Origin of the sequence: Lysinibacillus sphaericus (genome assembly GCF_006864135.1) — a bacterium.
GTDB lineage: Bacteria > Bacillota > Bacilli > Bacillales_A > Planococcaceae > Lysinibacillus.
Genome location: NZ_SADV01000008.1, coordinates 1 through 18,307, shown reverse-complemented (window position 1 = coordinate 18,307; position 18,307 = coordinate 1). Strand labels below are relative to the sequence as shown.

Below are 18,307 nucleotides of genomic sequence, written 5' to 3'. Positions count from 1 at the left end.
TAGTATAAAAAGAGCAAAACGAACAGCTTTTAAATTTATGGAGGTAGTCATATGGAGCGAATTACTTGGGATCAATTTTTCATGGCGCAAAGCCATTTACTCGCATTACGTAGTACATGTACAAGGCTTGCAGTAGGAGCAACTGTCGTTAGAGATAAACGAATTATAGCAGGTGGTTATAACGGTTCAATTACAGGTGATGAACATTGTATTGAAAAAGGCTGCTATGTTGTGGAGAACCATTGTGTGCGTACAGTACATGCCGAGATGAATGCACTGCTACAATGTGCTAAATATGGTACGCCTACAAAAGGTGCAGACTTATATGTTACGCATTTCCCGTGTCTACCATGTACGAAATCTATTATTCAAGCAGGTATTGAACGGGTGTATTACGCTACCGATTATAAAAATAACCCTTATGCACAAGAACTATTTGAAAAAGCAGGTGTAGAGGTTGTACACGTTCCGTTTGATGAACGTAAAATCGACTTTTTAAGCGACGAAAAATTAGCCTTGTACATAGACATGCTAAACGAGCTTCGTGAGAGTGGTATGCCTGCAGAAAAATTGCTCCCATATGAACAGAAGGTGAGTGCATTATTTGGCAAAAAGCTTTAAAGCATAAATGGATTTACGTAGCACTAGCTGTACTTGTTGCTTCAATAGCGGCACACAAGTCAGCTTGGCTACTCACTATTCTTCTACTTTTCGCGTTATGGCTTAAATGGAAAGGTGAAAGGCGTTTAATTTCAGCGCTTGTTATAGCCTTTGGATTTCTTTCTTATTTCTTCATCGTAACATTTCAACTGACGGAATCTTCCCCTCTACCGTCAACATTCTCAATAACTTGGTCGAGTGAATATAAAATAAATGGTCATAAACTTAGAGGCTTTGTCAAAACTGAAACAGGTGAGAAGCTGTATGTCGTCTATACAATTTCATCAGAAGAAGAGAAAAGCTTGTTTGAAATTACTTCATTGACAGGCAGGACCTATCTAGTTCAAGGAGAACTTGTAGCACCTCTTCCACCTGCACACGTGTATGCGTTTTCTATGGAAAACTATTTAATCAGTAAAGGTGCCAGAGGAATATTTGAAGTTTCAAGATGGACCTTTATTGAAGAGAAAAAATCCATACGTTCGTTTCTTGCTAAACAGAGACACTCTATGAAAAAACATATTGAAACAACATTCCCTGATTCACTAGTTGCAGAGGGACAAGCACTTCTAATAGGATTACAGGATCAAGTGGATCATGAGCTTCAAAGAGCCTACCAAAAGCTTGGTATCACTCATATATTTGCTATCTCTGGTTTGCATGTGGCACTTGTCTCATGGTTGTTTTTTGAAGGCCTTCTACGTATAGGCGTACGGAAGGAAATGGCGACCTTAGTTTTACTCATCATCTTACCTATCTATGGGGTGATTGCGGGTGGTGCTCCTTCCGTATGGCGCGCAGTATCTGTTGTAGAATTAATCATGCTGATGCGTTACGCTAGGTGGCAAATATCGAATGACGATGCTCTAGCAATTAGCTTTCTTTGCTTTGTCCTACTTGAACCAGGTGTCATTTATCAGATTGGCTTTCAATTGTCCTATTTAGCAACGGTTAGTCTAGTCTATTCAGGTGTCATTTTAAGACGATCCATGAACTGGTTGATTCGTTCATTTTTTATAACATTTGTGTGCCAGCTACTTGTTTATCCATTATTACTCCATCATTTTTATGAAATTTCTATTTCTTCATTTTTAGCAAATATTATTTTCGTACCACTGTTTTCCTTTGTTATTTTGCCCTTAAATATTGCCATGTTTATAATAACGATTATATCGATGCCAGTAGCAAAAGCTTTGTTTGCTGGATACGAGCCGGTCCGTGTTTGGCTTACAAAGTTTATTTTATATCTTCAGGAATTGCCGTTTCAGCTGTGGTCGCCTGGGAAGCCTGCTATATGGCTTATTTTCGTAGCATTGATCAGCGTATTAGCGGGATTCTATTTTATAGAGATAAAACATTATGGTAAATTTGCAGTGGTCATTTTTATTCCTGCATTGTGTATTCATTTATCACCGATGTTGTTTAACGAAACGAAGCTGACATTTTTAAATGTTGGTCAAGGTGATTGTACAGTTATAGAATTACCGTTTAGAAGGGCTGTTTATGTTATTGATTCAGGCGGTTTACTACGCTTTGAGCAGGAAGTATGGAAGACTTCAGAAAGCCCATATGAGGTTGGGAGACAAGTTGTTGTACCGTTTTTGAAAGGAAAAGGGATACGAGACATTGCTATTTTTATCGCCACTCATGCGGATGCCGATCACGTAGAGGGAGCTGAAGAGATTTTGCAAGAGATTACTATACATGAAATTCATCTCACTCCTGGTTCGATGGATAAGCCTGTAATGCGGGATTTACTGATGGAAGCCAAAAAGCAAAAAGTTCCTGTGAAAGAAAAAATGCAGGGAGCTGCGTGGCGCATAGGAAAAACTAGTTTTTATTATTTATGGCCCCGTGACACCTTTTATGAGGGGAATGGTGATTCAATTGTATTATATATGCAGCAGGGGTCATTTCGAGCGTTGTTAACGGGTGACTTAGAGGAACATGGTGAACAGGAGCTTATTCATCTTTATAACAAGCAATTAGCGAATATGACAGTGTTGAAGGCTGGACACCATGGCAGTAGAACATCGAGTATTGAGCCTTTTGTAGAGCTGTTACGGCCTGAATTAACCATTTTCAGCGCGGGGCTCAATAACCGCTATCGTCATCCACATGCTGAGATAGTGGAGCGTTTTACAAGTCGAAATTTAGCTACTTTAACAACTGGAATAGATGGGACGATTGAAGTAAGAATTCGTGGCAATAGTTGGTCTGTACAAAAGGGAAAAGACCTTGTCCAATGAGCAAGGTCTTTTTTTCTAAGTACATTACATTCAATTATTTAGAGGCTACTTCTACTACTATCGCGATGAGAAACATAAGTGCGAACATTCCGAATGATACACCGAAGCCAACTCCTGAATCAGTTGCATCGTTACGGCGACATTGTATGTTTTTTCCTTCAAATGGATTCATTGTTATCCCTCCAATTCTGTTATTTATTATAAGACATCGTTTTCATAAAAGCTATATCGAAACGGAGAATTTACCATGTGGCAAAGAATCGACACAATTCGGTCAAAGTCACAAAGGAATTTCAAATCATGTATACTAGTAGTATTGCTAGATGGAGGGAAAATTATGATTGCAACGATTTGGAATAATATTAAAAAGGGAGAGCTCTCACCAGTGTATTTACTCGTTGGTGAGGAAGGCTATTTTATAGATGAAACAGTTAAACGATTGAAAGAAGCGATAGGACCCGAAGAAGAGATAGAGATGTCAACATTTGATTTGGAAGAAACGCCAGTAGATGTCGTTATAGATGAAGCTGATACAATTCCTTTTTTCTCTGAGCGAAAGCTTATCATTGCTAAAAACGCATCCTTTTTAAAGGCAACTGAAAAAGGAAAAGAAAAAATTGACCATGATATGAAACGCTTAGAAACATGGCTTGCTAATCCTTCTGATTTTTCAGTAACAGTTTTTATCGCACCTTATGAAAAATTGGATGAACGTAAAAAAGTGACAAAGATGATGAAGGAGCATGCATTATTAGTCCAAGCCGAAACGCCAAAAGAGCAGGACTTAGCTGTGTGGATACAGAGTAGAGTTAAAGCAGAGGGCAACAGCATTACACAAAATGCGATTGAGCAGCTTGTCGCAATGGTTGGATCGAATATGCTACAATTGCAAATGGAAATTGAAAAGCTAACCCTTTATATAGGAGATGGCGGTGAAATAACTGCTACGCTAGTCGAGGATTTAGTGGCAAAAACGTTAGAGCAGGATGCCTTTAAAATGTTAAATGCTTATTTTGCAAACGATTCTGTAGGGGCATTGTCTATTTATCATGATTTACTACGTCAAAAGCAAGAGCCTATTATGCTTGTTGGTTTGCTTGCATCAAATGTACGTACGATGTCCAATGTGTTTTATTTATTAAAAAAGGGCTATCATCCACAGCAAATCGCCAAAAATTTAAAAATACATCCTTATCGTGTTAAGTTGATGGTTGAGCAGCGTAATCGTCCATCAGAGGAAAGCTTATTGAAGGCGTTATATCAGTTAGCAGAGGTCGATTTACAACTGAAATCAACAGGAGGCAATCGTGAGCGTTATTTAGAACTCTTTTTACTGCGTCAGCTTTAAGAATTGTGTAGTAAGATAACATCTATTGATGAGCTGTCCGAAGCACTAGGGGGCAGCTTTTTATCAAGATGTAATTAATTTTCTTGTAAATTAAAAAGATCAGCTACTCTTAATAGAGTAAACTGATCTTTTATAACAATTACGCTTTTTTAGCAAGGCGAGACTTTTTACGAGCCGCCGCGTTTTTGTGGATAAGTCCTTTTGAAGCCGCTTTATCTAAAGATTTGTAAGCTGCTTGTAAAAGTTCTTGAGCGTTTTCAGCTTTAGCAGCAACAGCGTTCTCAGCTTTTTTCACTGTAGTACGCATTGCAGATTTAGCTTGAGTGTTAGCAGCGTTAGCTTTTTCGTTAACTTTTACGCGTTTAATCGCAGATTTAATGTTTGGCATATGTTTCACCTCCTAAAATAGGTACGAGATGATATCTTCTCATTGATTTCTTGTGTCAATACAACAAAAATCATTTTAACAAACGCTAGGACAAATTGCAATAGATAAATGCAAAGAATATTTACTTGACAGTTTGAACAAACTACAGTTGAGGTGAACTGTATGCAAAATTTTAATTGGCAACGCACGGATTTGATTGATGAGTCTGAAGAGGTTGTTTTACATCAAACGAAAGAGCAAAAAGATACACTTAAAGAATCGAGTGGTATTCAAATTGAAGATCAGAGTGCTGGTCGGGTAAAAATCACTGATGTGCTCGTTGATGCCGAAGGTGAGAAGCAAATCGGGAAGAAGAAAGGGAAGTACATTACTCTTTCTGTTCCTACTTTGACGTTAGAAGATCAGGATGGCTTTGAGCAGCTTGAGAAAGAATTGCTTGTGAATTTCAAAAAAATGCATGAATCCATGTCATGGAAAGAAGATGACAAAATTTTAATTATTGGTTTAGGGAATCGGACAATTACACCAGATGCTATAGGACCGTATCTTATTGATCATTTGCATAGTTTAGATGTAATAGATGAAAAATTCGTCATGTATGCGCCTGGTGTAACGGGGCAAACAGGATACGAGACTGGTGAATTTGTAGCGGCGTTGGCAGAGCGTCTTAATCCTAAATTAATTATTGTTGTAGACGCACTTGCAACGAGAGCTAGTGATCGCTTATGTAAAACAATTCAATTAACGGATACAGGGATACACCCTGGTTCAGGTGTAGGAAATCACCGTAAGGAAATTTCATATGAGATGCTTGGCATTCCTGTTACCGCAATTGGTATCCCAACAGTAGTTGATGCACCTGTATTAATTGCGGATGCTGTAGAAGTAATGCTACGTTCTATAGCTGCACGGGTGGCAGAGCGGAGTAAACCTTCATCAAAATTGTCATTGTCGTCTTGGCAACCAGATATAAATAAAGAACTAGATATGTCTTTAGTACAGCCGATTTTTGGCGAATGGGCTACATGGTCTAAAGAAGAGCGTCAGCAATTATTTGCTGAGACTTTCGCAGGCTCGCATACACAGCTGATGGTTACGCCAAAGGAAGCTGATTATTGGGTAGACAAGTATGCAAAACTCGTGTCATCTATGCTTATGAAATGGGCTAATAATCTATAATTTTTTTCGTTCTAAAAGACACATCCCCTCCATACGATAAGGGGAGGAGGGTGTGACTTTGCTAAAAAAACTACAGTGGTCATTTGGTTTATTATTGTTCTTCTTCGTATTACCTGTCATTGCTGGGCAACTTCCGTTCAACAAGCAAGCATCGACTCCGATTAAAGAACCAGAGGATAAACAAGTCGTGTATGCCGCTACTAATTTAGCTGAACAAAGTGCACTGGAGCAGACAAAAAAGGAAACAAAAGAAGAAACAAAAGAAGAAACAAAAGAAGAAACAAAAGATCAAACACAAGATCAAACAAAAAACCCATTTAAAGTATTGTTATTATTTACGCATTCACAGGAATCATATCAACCAATAGTGAAAGCTGCTAGCGGGAAAGCCGCCGTTTATGATGAAAAAACGAATATTTATCAATTAAAAGATACTATTTCTAAGCATTTTAGTACGAATGGTATACAAACCGACGTTTTAGATGTGGATGTTATGAAGGAACTAAAACTTAAGGGGAAAACTTTTCCGTATTCTTACAACTTTGTACGTCCTTATTTAGCAAAACGTTTACAAGAGCAATCGTACGATTTAGTTATTGATTTGCATCGAGATTCTGCCAAGAGAGATGCGACAACTTTAACATATAATAATGAGTCCTATGCACGGATTGCGATTGTTATTGGTGCAGAGCATAAGAATTATAGATGGAATACTGCTTATGCAGAAAGTCTATCTGCTGCTATGAATGGAATTGTGCCAAAAATTTCTAGAGGTGTTATATCAAAAAGTGGTGACAATGTAGATGGACGTTATAATCAAGATTTAACAAAAGAAATGATATTAATCGAACTAGGTGGAATTGACAATACAGAAGTAGAATTGAATCGTACGATTGCTGTAATAGGAAAAGCTATATCAAAATCCTTTATTACAGGAAAACAAGAATAAAAAATAAATAGATTATTAAAATTGGCGAAAAAGCATTCTTCTTTTTGCCAATTTTTTATTGATATATTGCACTTCATTACATTTTGGACAAAGTATGAAAATTGAATGATTGTTAGTAAAAAATACCAGGAATTTATTTAAGGAAAAATAGTGATTAAGCCTTTTAATTATTCATTTCTTGCCTTATAATTTTCGAGTCAGCACATAAAGATTTGACGATGAGTTGTAAAAGTGAAGCGGCATATGCAATAGGCGAAATACGCTTTTAAAGCATCTACCATTTTGGAGATGCTTTTTTGATGGATAAAATATGAATAAGATTAACCTTTATTTTATAAGGATGAAGGACAACTATACATATGAGAAGTTATTTTCAATGTTGTTTATGTGATAAAAAAGTAAACTTTTATAAATACTCATCCGTCATTTATATAAGTGAATGCACCGAATCAGTAGTTAAAAGGGGACGATATTGACGACTTAATACTAATTTTCACACTAAAAGTTTGTAGATTATCGGAAGAAGAGGAAGGAATTTTATGTCAGGCAAGACAGTCAATCATCGTTATATCCCTGGAATAGATGGGATTCGAGCTTTAGCAGTACTAGCTGTGATAGCTTATCATTTTAACTTCAAATGGGCCAGTGGAGGGTTCCTAGGAGTTGATATCTTTTTTGTTTTATCGGGTTACTTAATAACTTCTACTATTTTACCTTTAAAAGGAAACCGATTAAAAGTAGGTCTAGGAGAATTTTGGATTGGGCGATTTCGACGCCTACTACCTGCTGCGTATGTAATGATTATTACTTCATTCGCTTGGGCTACCTTATTTCATAAGGAGCTTCTCCATACATTGCGCGGAGATGCAATATCCTCTATTTTTTATTCAAGTAATTGGTGGTTCATTTTTCATAAGCTCTCGTATTTTGATAGTTTTGGATCCCCTTCACCTATAAAAAATTTATGGTCTTTAGCAATTGAAGAACAATTTTATCTTATTTGGCCAATTCTGTTAATGCTAGGGCTTTATCTTGTAAAAAAACAGAGTAAATTAGCCATTTTTATCTTTATCGGTGCATTATGTTCCGCTGTGTTAATGGGTATACTGTATGAGCCAGGAGCTGATCCTAGTCGTATATATTACGGGACAGATACACGTTCCTTTGAATTACTTATAGGCTGCTGGCTAGCTCTCGTTTGGCCGATGAAAAGACTATCTTCTCAAAAACTATCTACTGACCATGTCAATAAACTAAATGCTATAAGTTTGGTTGCTTTTAGTATTTTCATATTAAGTATTATTTTTGTAAATGAATATCAAACTTTCTTATATAGAGGGGGCATGTTCCTATTTTGTTTGAATGCAGCTATATTAATAGCGTGTGTTTGTCATCCAATTAGCATATTAGGAAAATTACTTTCTTTGAAACCACTACGTTGGATCGGTTCAAGATCATATGGAATTTATCTATGGCATTATCCAATCATGGTGTTGGGTACTCCAGTTCACGAAATAGGTAATCCTGCATACTGGCGAGTTGCTTTACAGCTAGTTCTTATATTGATTATTGCAGAATTATCGTATCGTTTTATTGAAATGCCAATAAGGAAAGAAGGATTCCGCTCCTATTATCGACAATATCTTGTAGTTAATAAAGATAAATGGGGCAGCTTTTCGTTTACTAGAAAAATTTCTACTGTGCTTGTTTCACTATTCCTTCTAGTATTTTTTACTGGAATGACAGGCGTTATAGGAAAAGAACAAACGGAATCTAAAGAATCTAAGCCAACAGAAATTAAAATAAATGGTGAAGAGCAACCTTCTAAGCATCATGATTCCGTAGCGGAAAAAGGAGCAACGGGAAGTAATTCATCGAATGTTGAGCATGAAAAAACTGAAACTAGCCCTCAATCGGACAAAGAAGAACCTAAGCAAGAAGAAAATGATGCAACTGCTAATCCTAATGAATCCTATAATGGTATATTAGCTATTGGAGATTCTTTAATGATAGATATTGCTACTAGCTTACATAATATCTATCCTAACATTACAATTGATGCAAAAATTGGTCGGCAAGTTTCTCAAGCTGTCCAATTGGCACCGAATTATGCTAGTTTTAATGAGCCAAATAAAGCGGTTATTATTCAACTTGGCACAAATGGTTTCTTTACCAATGATCAGATCGATTCACTACTTAAAGCTTTCTCCAATGCCGATATTTATTTAGTGAATACTCGAGTACCTCGATCATGGGAAAGTAATGTAAACTCTTCATTGCAACAAAAAGCTCAAGAGCATGATAATATTACATTGATTGATTGGCATTCGGTTGCTATCAACCATCCAGAATTTTTTGCTCCAGACGGTGTGCATTTAGAACAAAAAGGTGTTAAAACGTTAACAAACCTTATTCAACAAACAATAAATATATAACTTCTTTCAGCGGGTGTCCAAACATCTGTACCTGTCGCTACGTTTTCGGTACAAAAACATCCGCTGAAATAGAGGTACTCAGTCTAGGACGCCATGTCCTATGGCAGCGAAGCGTCAGCGGCAATGTTTTCTGCGCGAAAGCGAAGCGTCAGCGGCAATTATGCCAGGTCAAATTGATTTTAGTAATAGCCAGTGTGCACCATTTCTAGGTGTAGCTGGCTATTTTTTATGAAAGGTATAGGAAATTATTTTTAGCAACTTATTATCTTTTTTGCATTGTTTTGCAGAGGAAACGGCACACTATTTAGAATAACTATTGATTTAACAGCATTTATGCTGTTCTGTTGTTGTGGTTTGTATAAGGTTCATAGTATAATTCATTATAGTTTAATTAGGAGTGGAAAAGATGAACCGAGAAGCACGTTTAAAAAGACAAGAGAATATACGAAATTTCTCTATTATTGCACATATTGACCACGGGAAATCAACGCTAGCTGACCGTATTTTAGAGCAAACGAAATCACTAACATCTCGTGAAATGAAAGCACAGCTACTCGACTCAATGGATTTAGAGCGTGAGCGAGGCATTACGATTAAATTAAATGCAGTCCAATTAAAGTATGAAGCTAAAGATGGTGAAGTGTATATATTCCATTTAATCGACACACCAGGACACGTCGATTTCACATATGAAGTATCACGTAGTCTAGCTGCTTGTGAGGGTGCAATTTTAGTTGTCGATGCAGCGCAAGGTATTGAAGCACAAACACTAGCAAATGTATACTTAGCGCTTGATAACGACTTAGAAATTTTACCTGTTATCAATAAAATTGATTTACCAGCAGCAGATCCAGAACGTGTACGTCAAGAAGTTGAAGACGTAATCGGGTTAGATGCTTCTGAAGCGGTTTTAGCTTCTGCTAAAGCCGGTATCGGGATTGAAGATATTTTAGAACAAATTGTAGAGAAAGTGCCTGCACCGACTGGTGATCCGGAAGCACCGTTACAAGCCCTTATTTTTGACTCTGTTTACGATGCTTACAAAGGTGTTATTATTTCCATTCGAATCATGAATGGTACAGTAAAACCTGGCGATAAAATTCGTATGATGGCTACTGGAGCAGAATTTGAAGTTATTGAAGTTGGTATACACACACCGAAAGTTGTACCACAAGCTGAATTAACAGTCGGTGACGTAGGTTACTTAACAGCGTCTATTAAAAATGTAGGTGATACTCGTGTGGGGGATACAGTTACATTTGCGAATCGCCCAGCAGATGGGCCATTAGCAGGTTATCGCCGTTTAAATCCAATGGTATACTGCGGATTATATCCAATCGATACAGCGAAATATAATGACTTACGTGAAGCGTTAGAAAAATTAGAACTTAATGACTCTGCACTTCAATATGAGCCAGAGACATCACAAGCATTAGGATTTGGTTTCCGCTGTGGCTTCTTAGGGCTTTTACACATGGAGATCATTCAAGAGCGTATTGAGCGTGAGTTTAACATTGATCTAATCACAACAGCGCCTTCTGTAATTTACAATGTTCAAATGACGGATGGCTCTACAGTGAAGGTTGACAACCCTTCATTTATGCCAGATCCTCAAAAAATTGATTATGTGGAAGAACCATATGTAAAAGCTACAATTATGGTACCAAACGATTATGTAGGAGCTGTTATGGAGCTTTGTCAATTAAAGCGCGGTAATTTTATGACAATGGATTATATTGATACAACACGTGTCAGCATTATTTATGAAATGCCGTTATCAGAAATCGTTTATGACTTCTTTGATTATTTAAAATCAAATACGAAGGGCTATGCTTCATTTGACTATGAACTCATTGGTTATCAGACTTCAAAACTAGTGAAGATGGATATCTTATTAAATGGTGAGCAAGTCGATGCACTAAGCTTCATCGTACACCGTGACTTTGCATACGAGCGCGGTAAAGTCATCGTTGAAAAATTAAAAGAATTAATCCCACGTCAACAATTTGAAGTGCCAATTCAAGCAGCAGTTGGCCAAAAAATTGTGGCACGCTCAACAATTAAAGCTATGCGTAAAAACGTATTAGCGAAATGTTACGGTGGGGATATTTCTCGTAAACGAAAACTTCTTGATAAACAAAAAGAAGGTAAAAAACGTATGAAACAAGTAGGTTCAGTCGAAGTACCACAAGAAGCATTCATGGCTGTTCTGAAGATGGATGATTCGAAGTAACGTTGATGTAACAGCGTTTATAAGGATTTGAATTGAGTGTTTTTATATTAATATGGTGGAAGTTGCCACCGCTTTTAAATTGTGCCAGCAATTTATAAATCTTTTGCGATGGAATCAAAAATATCGGCAGCATCTCTTGCCATCTTTTGAGTTAAATGGACATAGCGGTCTTCAGTAGTTGCTGATCTGCTGTGTCCTAATCTTTTTTGGACAGTTTTTATAAGTTGTCCACTTTCAATCAACATTGTTGCGTGGGTATGTCGTATGACAGAGATGCAAAAGAATGAATTATTAACAAGCGTGGATTTATTTGTTCTGACAAAACGTATCACACAAGATGAATATAAAGAGTTATGTACATTAATGGACGAACAGCAAAACCAAGTAGAAGCATAAACCGTTTAAAAACCTTTTTATTTTCCTATCCTTAATCCCATAGGGAGTGATTGATATGGAAAATAGATTTTTTATAGGAGTCTTTAACGGCTTAATATTAAGTATTATTTTATGGGCTTCTATTTTTGGATGGATACGAATAATTAAAAATTTACTATAAAAACGCAGGCATAAGCCTAGCGTTATTTTTTATGCCTGAAAGGAGCAATAGTTATGAATAATGTTAAATTAACAGATGATGAACTAGCGTTAATACTTACATCATTGCATATGAATATTGCTAGTTCTGAAAAGTATATTAATCGTAATGGTAAAGGACATAGATAATACAACTCCGAAGCATTAAAAGGAATGAAAATACTATATAAAAAAATTGAATCGGAATATTTTTAAAAGATTTCACAAGAATGCCTTCCATGCCAATGTGGAGGGCTTTTATTATGCAGAAAAGGAAGTGTTGTAATGGAAAAATGGATAGGAGCAATTAGTGGAATAATTGGCGCTCTAGTCTCTTATGCTGTGGACGGTCTAGGGATGGCAGTAACCGTTCTAATCGGATTCATGGCTATTGATTATCTTACAGGAATTATGGGCGGTATCGTAAACCGTAATTTAAATAGCCGTGTTGGATTCAACGGCATCATTAGAAAAATTTATTATTTAATGCTAGTCGGCTCAGTGTATTTATTGTCGCTAGTGATTCCGGGTATCGAGTACGCAGGTGATGGGGCAGCCATTGCATTCTGTGTACTCGAATTTATTTCTATCACGGAAAATGGTACAAAGATGGGTTTACCAATGCCAGATTTTATTAAAGAACTTTTAGCAATTGTAAAGGATAAAACAGGGGAAGGTGAAACGAAATGAGTACAAGCGTAACTACTACATGTCGAGACTTAGCCGAACTATTACCAGCTGCACAAACGGCTTGTAGATTACTATTCCAAGAGTGCTTTAAAGCTGGTATTAAGAACATCTTCATTACTGAAACATATCGCTCTCAGGAACGCCAAAATTACCTATATGCACAAGGACGAACGCGACCAGGGCAAATCGTTACTTGGACACTAAATAGCAATCATAAATCACGTCTAGCATGGGATATTGCTGTTGGCCCTCCACAATCATTGTATGATGTGACAACTTTAAATCGGATTGGCGCTATTGCTCGTAAACTTGGCATTACATGGGGCGGTGATTGGGTAGGTAGTATTGACCGACCGCACTTTGAAGTTAAATCATCTTGGAAGATGCCAAAAGGTTATAAAATAGAAGGACAAGTAATCGTACCAAGTAACAGTAAAATGAAAGTCCAATTATTGTGGAAGACAAAAAGGAGGAAATTAAATTGACAAATACAAATTGGAATCCAGGTTCACCAACTATGCAAACATAAGCAGAAAACTATATCGCACAGGCTGTAAAGGATGGTATTATTCAAGCTTCACATTTGAAGGATTTACAAAGTGGTGCAATGACAACTGATCGTTTGATAGGATTGTATATTACTATTCAACAACGTAGAAGTAAATAAAAAATATGAGGACCAGCAAAGCTAATTTTTAGCTGAGCTGGTCATTTTATAAATTACCAAACTACAAATATAGTGTAAATATTACATTAAAAAAAGGTTGTAGTGATAATGGAAAAACATCTGCCATTACTCTTTTTTCGTTAAGGTAAATATTTTTTTGTAGTTATTTCAACATTGTTTTCGTTATCTACAGCATAACCATGTACCTCTTTATGATGTGAATTGTAGTAATATTCATAACGTATTGACGGAAGATCTTTATAAAAAACTATTACGTAAGTATCTCCTGTTTTGAAGTTATATTTCGCTTTCTTTGATTCAATATTTTGCATGTAATTTTGGGATTCTAAGAAATTATCAACTTCGTCAATTGTTTTCTGATGTTCTTTCCATTTTACAAAAGTATAACCGGCAATAATAATTAATGCGATAATTAACAAAATTGTTAAAAATTTGGATATTTTCAAAAATACACCTCTTTCTAGTTATTTTTGGTATATAATGTATTTAGAATTTTAACATATGTTGGGTTCTAAATACAAATGGAAAGAGGATGGTACGATGAAGACCAAATTTAAGAAGATATCGTTTTTCATGCTGTTTGTTTTATCATTTACTTTACTATTTAGTTTTGGTGGAGAGAAAGCAAATGCAAGTGAAGAATTACCTACTGCACCAGATTTAAGTTATGAAACCTATGAAAAATTAGTTAATGAAGGGGTACTAGGAGAAGATGTTTCTTATGATTTATGGGTTTCAATTAACACTGAATCTTCTGAGGGTGCAGCCTTTTCATCAGGAGTAGACGAACCGTCTATATCTACTTTAGCTGCTTACACGTTAAAAACTGGTGATATATTAATTTCTAATGGTACCAGTTCAGCTGGTTTAACTGGACATGCTGGTATTGCAATTAGTACTTCAGAAATTTTACACATTGCTGGACCTGGTGAATATCCTAGCGTAGTGAGTTTAAATACTTGGATTTCAATATACGGCAAAGGTAAAGGTGGAAAAGTTAATACGGAAGTATATAGAATTGCTTCTTCATACGATGCATCTCAAGCAGCTAAATGGGCTAGTGATAATTACAAAGGTAAAAAGTATAGCTATGGAATAACTACTACGTTACAGAAATTAGATCCTACGTATTGTTCAAAAATAGTGTGGCAAGCATATATGCACGGTCCTTATTCGACGCAAGTCTTTAATCCAGCTGGGATGATTGTTTTACCTTATAGCTTACCATCATACTTCAAGAAAGAAGCAGACATAAATAAAGTTACCACTATCTAACTAAAAAAGAGACAAGCTTATAAATTGCTTGTCTCTTTACTAATTTTTCTATATTTATTCATTGTTACTTGCTTTTACTCCTGAACCAAACCACATTTTCATTAACGGAGTCGTTAATATCCATGTTCTGTGTGATTTTTTTATTAACCCTGCATCAACTGTTGCTTGAAATTTCGCGTCGTCTTTCGTAATAGTGCGCATTCGGCTATGTATAGTATCACTACTTATACCCCATCTTTCAGAAGCTTCTGGTAGTCATTATATCATTTAATGTATACTTGTTAATCTCTCCTAGATTATGACCTATATCCCTAACAATTGCTTTTTCTTCGCGTCAAACTCTTCTTGAGTCAATATCCCATCATCTAATGAATCCTTCAATTCACGGATTTCATCACCAATAATCATACATATCTTTTTCCTGTTTATAACGTCCAGTACCGTTTTACAACTGGTTGAATGAACGTGATGGTTGCTCAGTGATAAATAATAGACTAGGAAATTTAGATAATTGGTTGGAATCGTAATCCTCCACAATTTATATAAAGTGTTAGTATAATTAAATACTATTAATAAGACTTTATAGAGATGGTGGTGTTAACAGATGTCAAATAACCAGGTTGATCAAGAAACAGTAAGCAAACAACTAAAGTATGCACAACAACATTTAGCAAATGAAAGAACATATTTAGCTTGGATTAGAACGGCTATTTCAATCCTAGGTGTTGCTTTCTTAGCAACAAGTTTACATTTTGCTATAGGGACTGTTCGGAATTTTTGGGTGGATTTTTTATCAGCAATGATCGGTTTGTTGGCATGTTTATTTGGATTGTTAATTATTTTTACAGCTACATTTAATTATTCTTCAAAAAGAAAACAAATAATAGATGAAGTATTTATACCTTCTAATAGACATATTGTTTGGGTATCTTATTTTTTAATTGTATTGATTCTAATGGTAATTATCTATTTTCTGATGATTAGTTTATCGTAGGTTAAAAAATTTGTTGAATAATTTAAACCGCTATAAATGCTCGGAGTTATGTGAATACAGGTTTAGTCAATGAGCAATTTATAGCGGTTGAGGGGAATTACACATTAAGTATGTGGTACCAAATTTATTTTATACGTTGGGAAAATGAAGAATGTTTCATTTTGAATACATGGAGCAATTTCACTTTTAATGTAGGGACTATGTAGATACAATAATAATCCAAAAAGTGTTCAGTATAGTATAAGCCTGATTTCCAATACTAAATCTGTTTAAAAATAATTAACATAAGGAAGGCGGTTTTCAATAGTGAAATTTCTTACATGGGGTCTAATTGGAGCTGTTATTTTGGGTGTAGCTAGAGGATTGCAAAATGGTAATCTTCAACAGTTTACAAAAAATATTTCGAATAAATTAAATCTGCAGAATGCTCAACAAATGATGCAGCCACTACAACAAATGGCACAACCATTGCAGCAAATGACTCAGCCTTTACAACAGATGAACCAATCTTCACAACAATCGAAGCAACCTCAACAACAAGCAAACCAATCTTCACAACAAATGAATCAATCATTACAAAATGCAGCCGTTAACGCATCAACTGGTAATTCATCAAAATAATAATGTATACAAAAACAATTGCTATGAAATGCAGAATGTATTCATAGCAATTGACTCTACATATTTTAGTATTCACTCAGACGGTAAATTATTTTAGTGGATCAGATTATGATTTCCTTTCGGCCCAAGAATCGGACCATGATTTAATTTTGGACCGATTGTCGTCCACAACTGTTAATAAAGAAAAAGTGACCAACTAAATAAGTTTAATAGTTATAAACATTTTTAAACACTTATTATTGTTAATACAAAGGCGCAAGATAAGCGATATGACAATAAAGCAATTCTGAATAAAATTCATTCTAAAGAACCACCTTATTATTACCATTTTAGGGAATTGAGAGATGAAAGTACATACAAAAACAAACGGTCAAAAAATATCAGTTTTCATAATCGGTGTTTCAATTATGGATTTGTTGAGTGAAGAAGTATATTTGTCGACATATTGCTTACGGAAGGTTAAAAAATCACTACAATTTGAAAAGATTTAATTTGATGCAAAATGAGTTTAAGAAACCTTATAAATTCATGGTTTAGGGGGATTTATAGAAGTTGAAAAAGGGCAATAAAACTTAATAAAATATGTTCATGAATTAGGAAGCATTCATGGCTGTTCTGAAGATGGATGATTCGAAGTAACGTTGATGTAACAGCGTTTATAAGGATTTGAATTGAGTGTTTTTATATTAATATGGTGGAAGTTGCCACCGCTTTTAAATTGTGCCAGCAATTTATAAATCTTTTGCGATGGAATCAAAAATATCGGCAGCATCTCTTGCCATCTTTTGAGTTAAATGGACATAGCGGTCTTCAGTAGTTGCTGATCTGCTGTGTCCTAATCTTTTTTGGACAGTTTTTATAAGTTGTCCACTTTCAATCAACATTGTTGCGTGGGTATGTCGTATGACAGAGATGCAAAAGAATGAATTATTAACAAGCGTGGATTTATTTGTTCTGACAAAACGTATCACACAAGATGAATATAAAGAGTTATGTACATTAATGGACGAACAGCAAAACCAAGTAGTTCTGTACCTTTTAGTAATGCGGAAGCTCAAACTTTAGATAGTTCGAATGAAAATGATTCGATTGAGCAAATAGTGGTTGATGTATCGTTATTGAATGGAACTGAGCCCTTTTCTATAGTTGAAGATGATTCACTTGAAGAACCCGATAGTGTTGTGAATAGATTCGGAATATCATTTACAGATTTTGAAGTAAATCTAACAAAAGGTTATGGATCACTTACAGGTCATTGGAAATATAAAGCAAATACTTCTACTAGAAGAGTGAACATTACTATGAAACTAAATTATAGAAAAAATTGGCTAAGTTCATGGGAAGAATATGATTCGGTGTATTTCAACTACGCTGGTGGATTGGGTAAAATTGAAGAAAATTCACAATCATGGTATCCGAAAAAAGCGGGTCAGTATCGTATGTGCGCTTCAGGAGTTATCACTACAGTATCTGGTGCTCCCAAAATGGCAGCATGTACCGGAGTAGTAGAGCATGACGGTGGTACAATCATTGCAAAAAAAGATGTAAACAAATAGTCAATTTTTTGATAAAACAAAAAAGGATGTTAGAAATATGATAGATGTTAATGCTATGAAAGAACGAAAGAAAATAAGGTTAGAGATTTTAGAACAACTCTATAATCTTCATTTTGTTGCACCTACTCAAAATAATTGTTTAATTAGTAAAATTAATGAATTATATGGAGAACGGAATAGTGAAAAACACTTAGCTTATCATTACCTTGTAACATCTGGATATATTAATATAGATAATATGGACGATAGTGTAGCGGTAAGTATTACTGCTACAGGTATTGACTATGTCGAATCATATTATGAAAAAAAAAAAGATCTAAAAGCCCAGGTACTCAAAATGAACTGCACCCCGTCAAGTAGACAGTGGAAATAATAAAAAATGTATTAAGCGGCTTGAGTCCTGAATTCTAACGGACTCAAGCCGTTTAATCGTTTCTGATAACGATAGTAATTATAAAAATGAATATAA

Annotated in this window: 23 protein-coding genes and 1 pseudogene; 16 read left to right on the top strand and 8 right to left on the bottom strand. The window is 35.5% G+C overall.

Going from position 1 to position 18,307, the window contains the following annotated elements; translation table 11 throughout:
• Positions 1-51: 51 nt before the first annotated feature.
• Positions 52-621: a ComE operon protein 2 gene (locus tag C7Y47_RS11545; protein ID WP_142508927.1), complete on the top strand. Its 570-nt coding sequence runs from the start codon at positions 52-54 to the stop codon at positions 619-621.
• A 341-nt stretch (positions 622-962) separates the two neighbouring features.
• On the top strand, positions 963-2,909 hold the full coding sequence (locus tag C7Y47_RS11540; protein WP_255505145.1) for a DNA internalization-related competence protein ComEC/Rec2: 1,947 nt from the start codon (positions 963-965) through the stop codon (positions 2,907-2,909).
• 34 nt (positions 2,910-2,943) lie between these two features.
• Here C7Y47_RS11540 and C7Y47_RS11535 read toward each other — a convergent pair whose 3' ends face one another.
• Entirely contained in the window at positions 2,944-3,081 is a 138-nt protein-coding gene (locus tag C7Y47_RS11535; protein WP_142508925.1) for a YqzM family protein, read from the bottom strand.
• A 165-nt stretch (positions 3,082-3,246) separates the two neighbouring features.
• On the opposite strand from C7Y47_RS11535, the gene holA reads away from it, so the two are divergent.
• Positions 3,247-4,257, top strand: coding sequence for a DNA polymerase III subunit delta (holA, locus tag C7Y47_RS11530; protein WP_142508924.1), 1,011 nt, complete (start codon positions 3,247-3,249; stop codon positions 4,255-4,257).
• Between the two features lie 139 nt (positions 4,258-4,396).
• Here holA and rpsT read toward each other — a convergent pair whose 3' ends face one another.
• Positions 4,397-4,645, bottom strand: coding sequence for a 30S ribosomal protein S20 (gene rpsT / locus C7Y47_RS11525; RefSeq protein ID WP_142508923.1), 249 nt, complete (start codon positions 4,643-4,645; stop codon positions 4,397-4,399).
• Between the two features lie 162 nt (positions 4,646-4,807).
• Here rpsT and gpr point away from each other — a divergent pair, with 162 nt between their 5' ends.
• The 5 genes from gpr to lepA all read left to right on the top strand — a co-directional run bounded on the left by gpr (position 4,808) and on the right by lepA (position 11,441).
• Positions 4,808-5,824 (top strand): GPR endopeptidase, encoded by a 1,017-nt coding sequence (gene gpr / locus C7Y47_RS11520; protein ID WP_142508922.1) that lies wholly within the window; start codon positions 4,808-4,810, stop codon positions 5,822-5,824.
• Positions 5,825-5,876: 52 nt separating this feature from the next.
• Positions 5,877-6,773, top strand: a complete 897-nt coding sequence (spoIIP, locus tag C7Y47_RS11515; protein ID WP_255505144.1) for a stage II sporulation protein P — start codon at positions 5,877-5,879, stop codon at positions 6,771-6,773.
• Positions 6,774-7,312: 539 nt separating this feature from the next.
• On the top strand, positions 7,313-9,208 hold the full coding sequence (locus tag C7Y47_RS11510) for an acyltransferase family protein (protein ID WP_142508920.1): 1,896 nt from the start codon (positions 7,313-7,315) through the stop codon (positions 9,206-9,208).
• Positions 9,209-9,308: 100 nt separating this feature from the next.
• On the top strand, positions 9,309-9,440 hold the full coding sequence (locus tag C7Y47_RS25635) for a hypothetical protein (RefSeq protein ID WP_255505143.1): 132 nt from the start codon (positions 9,309-9,311) through the stop codon (positions 9,438-9,440).
• Between the two features lie 174 nt (positions 9,441-9,614).
• Positions 9,615-11,441 (top strand): translation elongation factor 4, encoded by a 1,827-nt coding sequence (gene lepA / locus C7Y47_RS11505; RefSeq protein WP_142508919.1) that lies wholly within the window; start codon positions 9,615-9,617, stop codon positions 11,439-11,441.
• A 92-nt stretch (positions 11,442-11,533) separates the two neighbouring features.
• Here the strand turns inward: lepA and C7Y47_RS26100 are convergent, their stop codons facing one another.
• Positions 11,534-11,686 (bottom strand): tyrosine-type recombinase/integrase, encoded by a 153-nt coding sequence (locus C7Y47_RS26100; protein WP_142508914.1) that lies wholly within the window; start codon positions 11,684-11,686, stop codon positions 11,534-11,536.
• Positions 11,687-11,705: 19 nt separating this feature from the next.
• On the opposite strand from C7Y47_RS26100, the gene C7Y47_RS25630 reads away from it, so the two are divergent.
• The 3 genes from C7Y47_RS25630 to C7Y47_RS11490 all read left to right on the top strand — a co-directional run bounded on the left by C7Y47_RS25630 (position 11,706) and on the right by C7Y47_RS11490 (position 13,189).
• Positions 11,706-11,837, top strand: a complete 132-nt coding sequence (locus C7Y47_RS25630; RefSeq protein ID WP_255505142.1) for a hypothetical protein — start codon at positions 11,706-11,708, stop codon at positions 11,835-11,837.
• Between the two features lie 462 nt (positions 11,838-12,299).
• Positions 12,300-12,704: a phage holin family protein gene (locus C7Y47_RS11495; protein ID WP_142508918.1), complete on the top strand. Its 405-nt coding sequence runs from the start codon at positions 12,300-12,302 to the stop codon at positions 12,702-12,704.
• Positions 12,701-13,189, top strand: coding sequence for a M15 family metallopeptidase (locus tag C7Y47_RS11490; protein ID WP_255505141.1), 489 nt, complete (start codon positions 12,701-12,703; stop codon positions 13,187-13,189). The genes C7Y47_RS11495 and C7Y47_RS11490 overlap by 4 nt, the downstream gene beginning before the upstream one ends.
• A gap of 322 nt (positions 13,190-13,511) precedes the next feature.
• Here C7Y47_RS11490 and C7Y47_RS11485 read toward each other — a convergent pair whose 3' ends face one another.
• On the bottom strand, positions 13,512-13,838 hold the full coding sequence (locus C7Y47_RS11485) for a DUF3139 domain-containing protein (protein ID WP_132356892.1): 327 nt from the start codon (positions 13,836-13,838) through the stop codon (positions 13,512-13,514).
• A gap of 94 nt (positions 13,839-13,932) precedes the next feature.
• Between C7Y47_RS11485 and C7Y47_RS11480 the strand changes: the two genes are divergently transcribed.
• The gene (locus C7Y47_RS11480) at positions 13,933-14,667 is read left to right on the top strand and encodes a hypothetical protein (protein ID WP_185903470.1); all 735 of its coding nucleotides are present in this window, start codon (positions 13,933-13,935) and stop codon (positions 14,665-14,667) included.
• 54 nt (positions 14,668-14,721) lie between these two features.
• Here the strand turns inward: C7Y47_RS11480 and C7Y47_RS26095 are convergent.
• Both C7Y47_RS26095 and C7Y47_RS11475 read right to left on the bottom strand, forming a co-directional pair.
• Positions 14,722-14,904, bottom strand: a pseudogene (locus C7Y47_RS26095) (hypothetical protein); the annotation flags it as partial.
• 66 nt (positions 14,905-14,970) lie between these two features.
• Positions 14,971-15,075: an SHOCT domain-containing protein gene (locus C7Y47_RS11475; protein ID WP_142508916.1), complete on the bottom strand. Its 105-nt coding sequence runs from the start codon at positions 15,073-15,075 to the stop codon at positions 14,971-14,973.
• Between the two features lie 196 nt (positions 15,076-15,271).
• Between C7Y47_RS11475 and C7Y47_RS11470 the strand changes: the two genes are divergently transcribed.
• Positions 15,272-15,661, top strand: a complete 390-nt coding sequence (locus C7Y47_RS11470) for a YidH family protein (RefSeq protein ID WP_142508915.1) — start codon at positions 15,272-15,274, stop codon at positions 15,659-15,661.
• A 306-nt stretch (positions 15,662-15,967) separates the two neighbouring features.
• Positions 15,968-16,282, top strand: coding sequence for a hypothetical protein (locus C7Y47_RS24920; protein WP_185903469.1), 315 nt, complete (start codon positions 15,968-15,970; stop codon positions 16,280-16,282).
• Between the two features lie 731 nt (positions 16,283-17,013).
• On the opposite strand, the gene C7Y47_RS26090 is transcribed toward C7Y47_RS24920, so the two are convergent.
• A complete protein-coding gene (locus tag C7Y47_RS26090; protein ID WP_366151266.1) occupies positions 17,014-17,253 on the bottom strand; it encodes a tyrosine-type recombinase/integrase in 240 nt (79 codons plus the stop codon).
• A 21-nt stretch (positions 17,254-17,274) separates the two neighbouring features.
• Here C7Y47_RS26090 and C7Y47_RS11455 point away from each other — a divergent pair, with 21 nt between their 5' ends.
• Positions 17,275-17,838: a hypothetical protein gene (locus tag C7Y47_RS11455; protein WP_142508913.1), complete on the top strand. Its 564-nt coding sequence runs from the start codon at positions 17,275-17,277 to the stop codon at positions 17,836-17,838.
• A gap of 37 nt (positions 17,839-17,875) precedes the next feature.
• A complete protein-coding gene (locus C7Y47_RS11450; RefSeq protein ID WP_142508912.1) occupies positions 17,876-18,211 on the top strand; it encodes a hypothetical protein in 336 nt (111 codons plus the stop codon).
• A gap of 11 nt (positions 18,212-18,222) precedes the next feature.
• On the opposite strand, the gene C7Y47_RS11445 is transcribed toward C7Y47_RS11450, so the two are convergent.
• On the bottom strand, positions 18,223-18,307 hold an 85-nt coding region (locus C7Y47_RS11445; RefSeq protein ID WP_142509086.1), incomplete at its 5' end, for an IS3 family transposase.

What these genes read in the sequence shown, in the direction of transcription:
- C7Y47_RS11545 (WP_142508927.1), top strand. Translation starts at nt 52, where the DNA reads ATGGAGCGAATTACTTGGGATCAATTTTTCATGGCGCAAAGCCATTTA.
- C7Y47_RS11535 (WP_142508925.1), bottom strand. Translation starts at nt 3,081, where the DNA reads ATGAATCCATTTGAAGGAAAAAACATACAATGTCGCCGTAACGATGCA.
- holA (WP_142508924.1), top strand. Translation starts at nt 3,247, where the DNA reads ATGATTGCAACGATTTGGAATAATATTAAAAAGGGAGAGCTCTCACCA.
- rpsT (WP_142508923.1), bottom strand. Translation starts at nt 4,645, where the DNA reads ATGCCAAACATTAAATCTGCGATTAAACGCGTAAAAGTTAACGAAAAA.
- gpr (WP_142508922.1), top strand. Translation starts at nt 4,808, where the DNA reads ATGCAAAATTTTAATTGGCAACGCACGGATTTGATTGATGAGTCTGAA.
- C7Y47_RS11510 (WP_142508920.1), top strand. Translation starts at nt 7,313, where the DNA reads ATGTCAGGCAAGACAGTCAATCATCGTTATATCCCTGGAATAGATGGG.
- C7Y47_RS25635 (WP_255505143.1), top strand. Translation starts at nt 9,309, where the DNA reads ATGGCAGCGAAGCGTCAGCGGCAATGTTTTCTGCGCGAAAGCGAAGCG.
- lepA (WP_142508919.1), top strand. Translation starts at nt 9,615, where the DNA reads ATGAACCGAGAAGCACGTTTAAAAAGACAAGAGAATATACGAAATTTC.
- C7Y47_RS26100 (WP_142508914.1), bottom strand. Translation starts at nt 11,686, where the DNA reads ATGTTGATTGAAAGTGGACAACTTATAAAAACTGTCCAAAAAAGATTA.
- C7Y47_RS25630 (WP_255505142.1), top strand. Translation starts at nt 11,706, where the DNA reads ATGACAGAGATGCAAAAGAATGAATTATTAACAAGCGTGGATTTATTT.
- C7Y47_RS11495 (WP_142508918.1), top strand. Translation starts at nt 12,300, where the DNA reads ATGGAAAAATGGATAGGAGCAATTAGTGGAATAATTGGCGCTCTAGTC.
- C7Y47_RS11490 (WP_255505141.1), top strand. Translation starts at nt 12,701, where the DNA reads ATGAGTACAAGCGTAACTACTACATGTCGAGACTTAGCCGAACTATTA.
- C7Y47_RS11480 (WP_185903470.1), top strand. Translation starts at nt 13,933, where the DNA reads ATGAAGACCAAATTTAAGAAGATATCGTTTTTCATGCTGTTTGTTTTA.
- C7Y47_RS11475 (WP_142508916.1), bottom strand. Translation starts at nt 15,075, where the DNA reads ATGATTATTGGTGATGAAATCCGTGAATTGAAGGATTCATTAGATGAT.
- C7Y47_RS11470 (WP_142508915.1), top strand. Translation starts at nt 15,272, where the DNA reads ATGTCAAATAACCAGGTTGATCAAGAAACAGTAAGCAAACAACTAAAG.
- C7Y47_RS11455 (WP_142508913.1), top strand. Translation starts at nt 17,275, where the DNA reads ATGTACATTAATGGACGAACAGCAAAACCAAGTAGTTCTGTACCTTTT.
- C7Y47_RS11450 (WP_142508912.1), top strand. Translation starts at nt 17,876, where the DNA reads ATGATAGATGTTAATGCTATGAAAGAACGAAAGAAAATAAGGTTAGAG.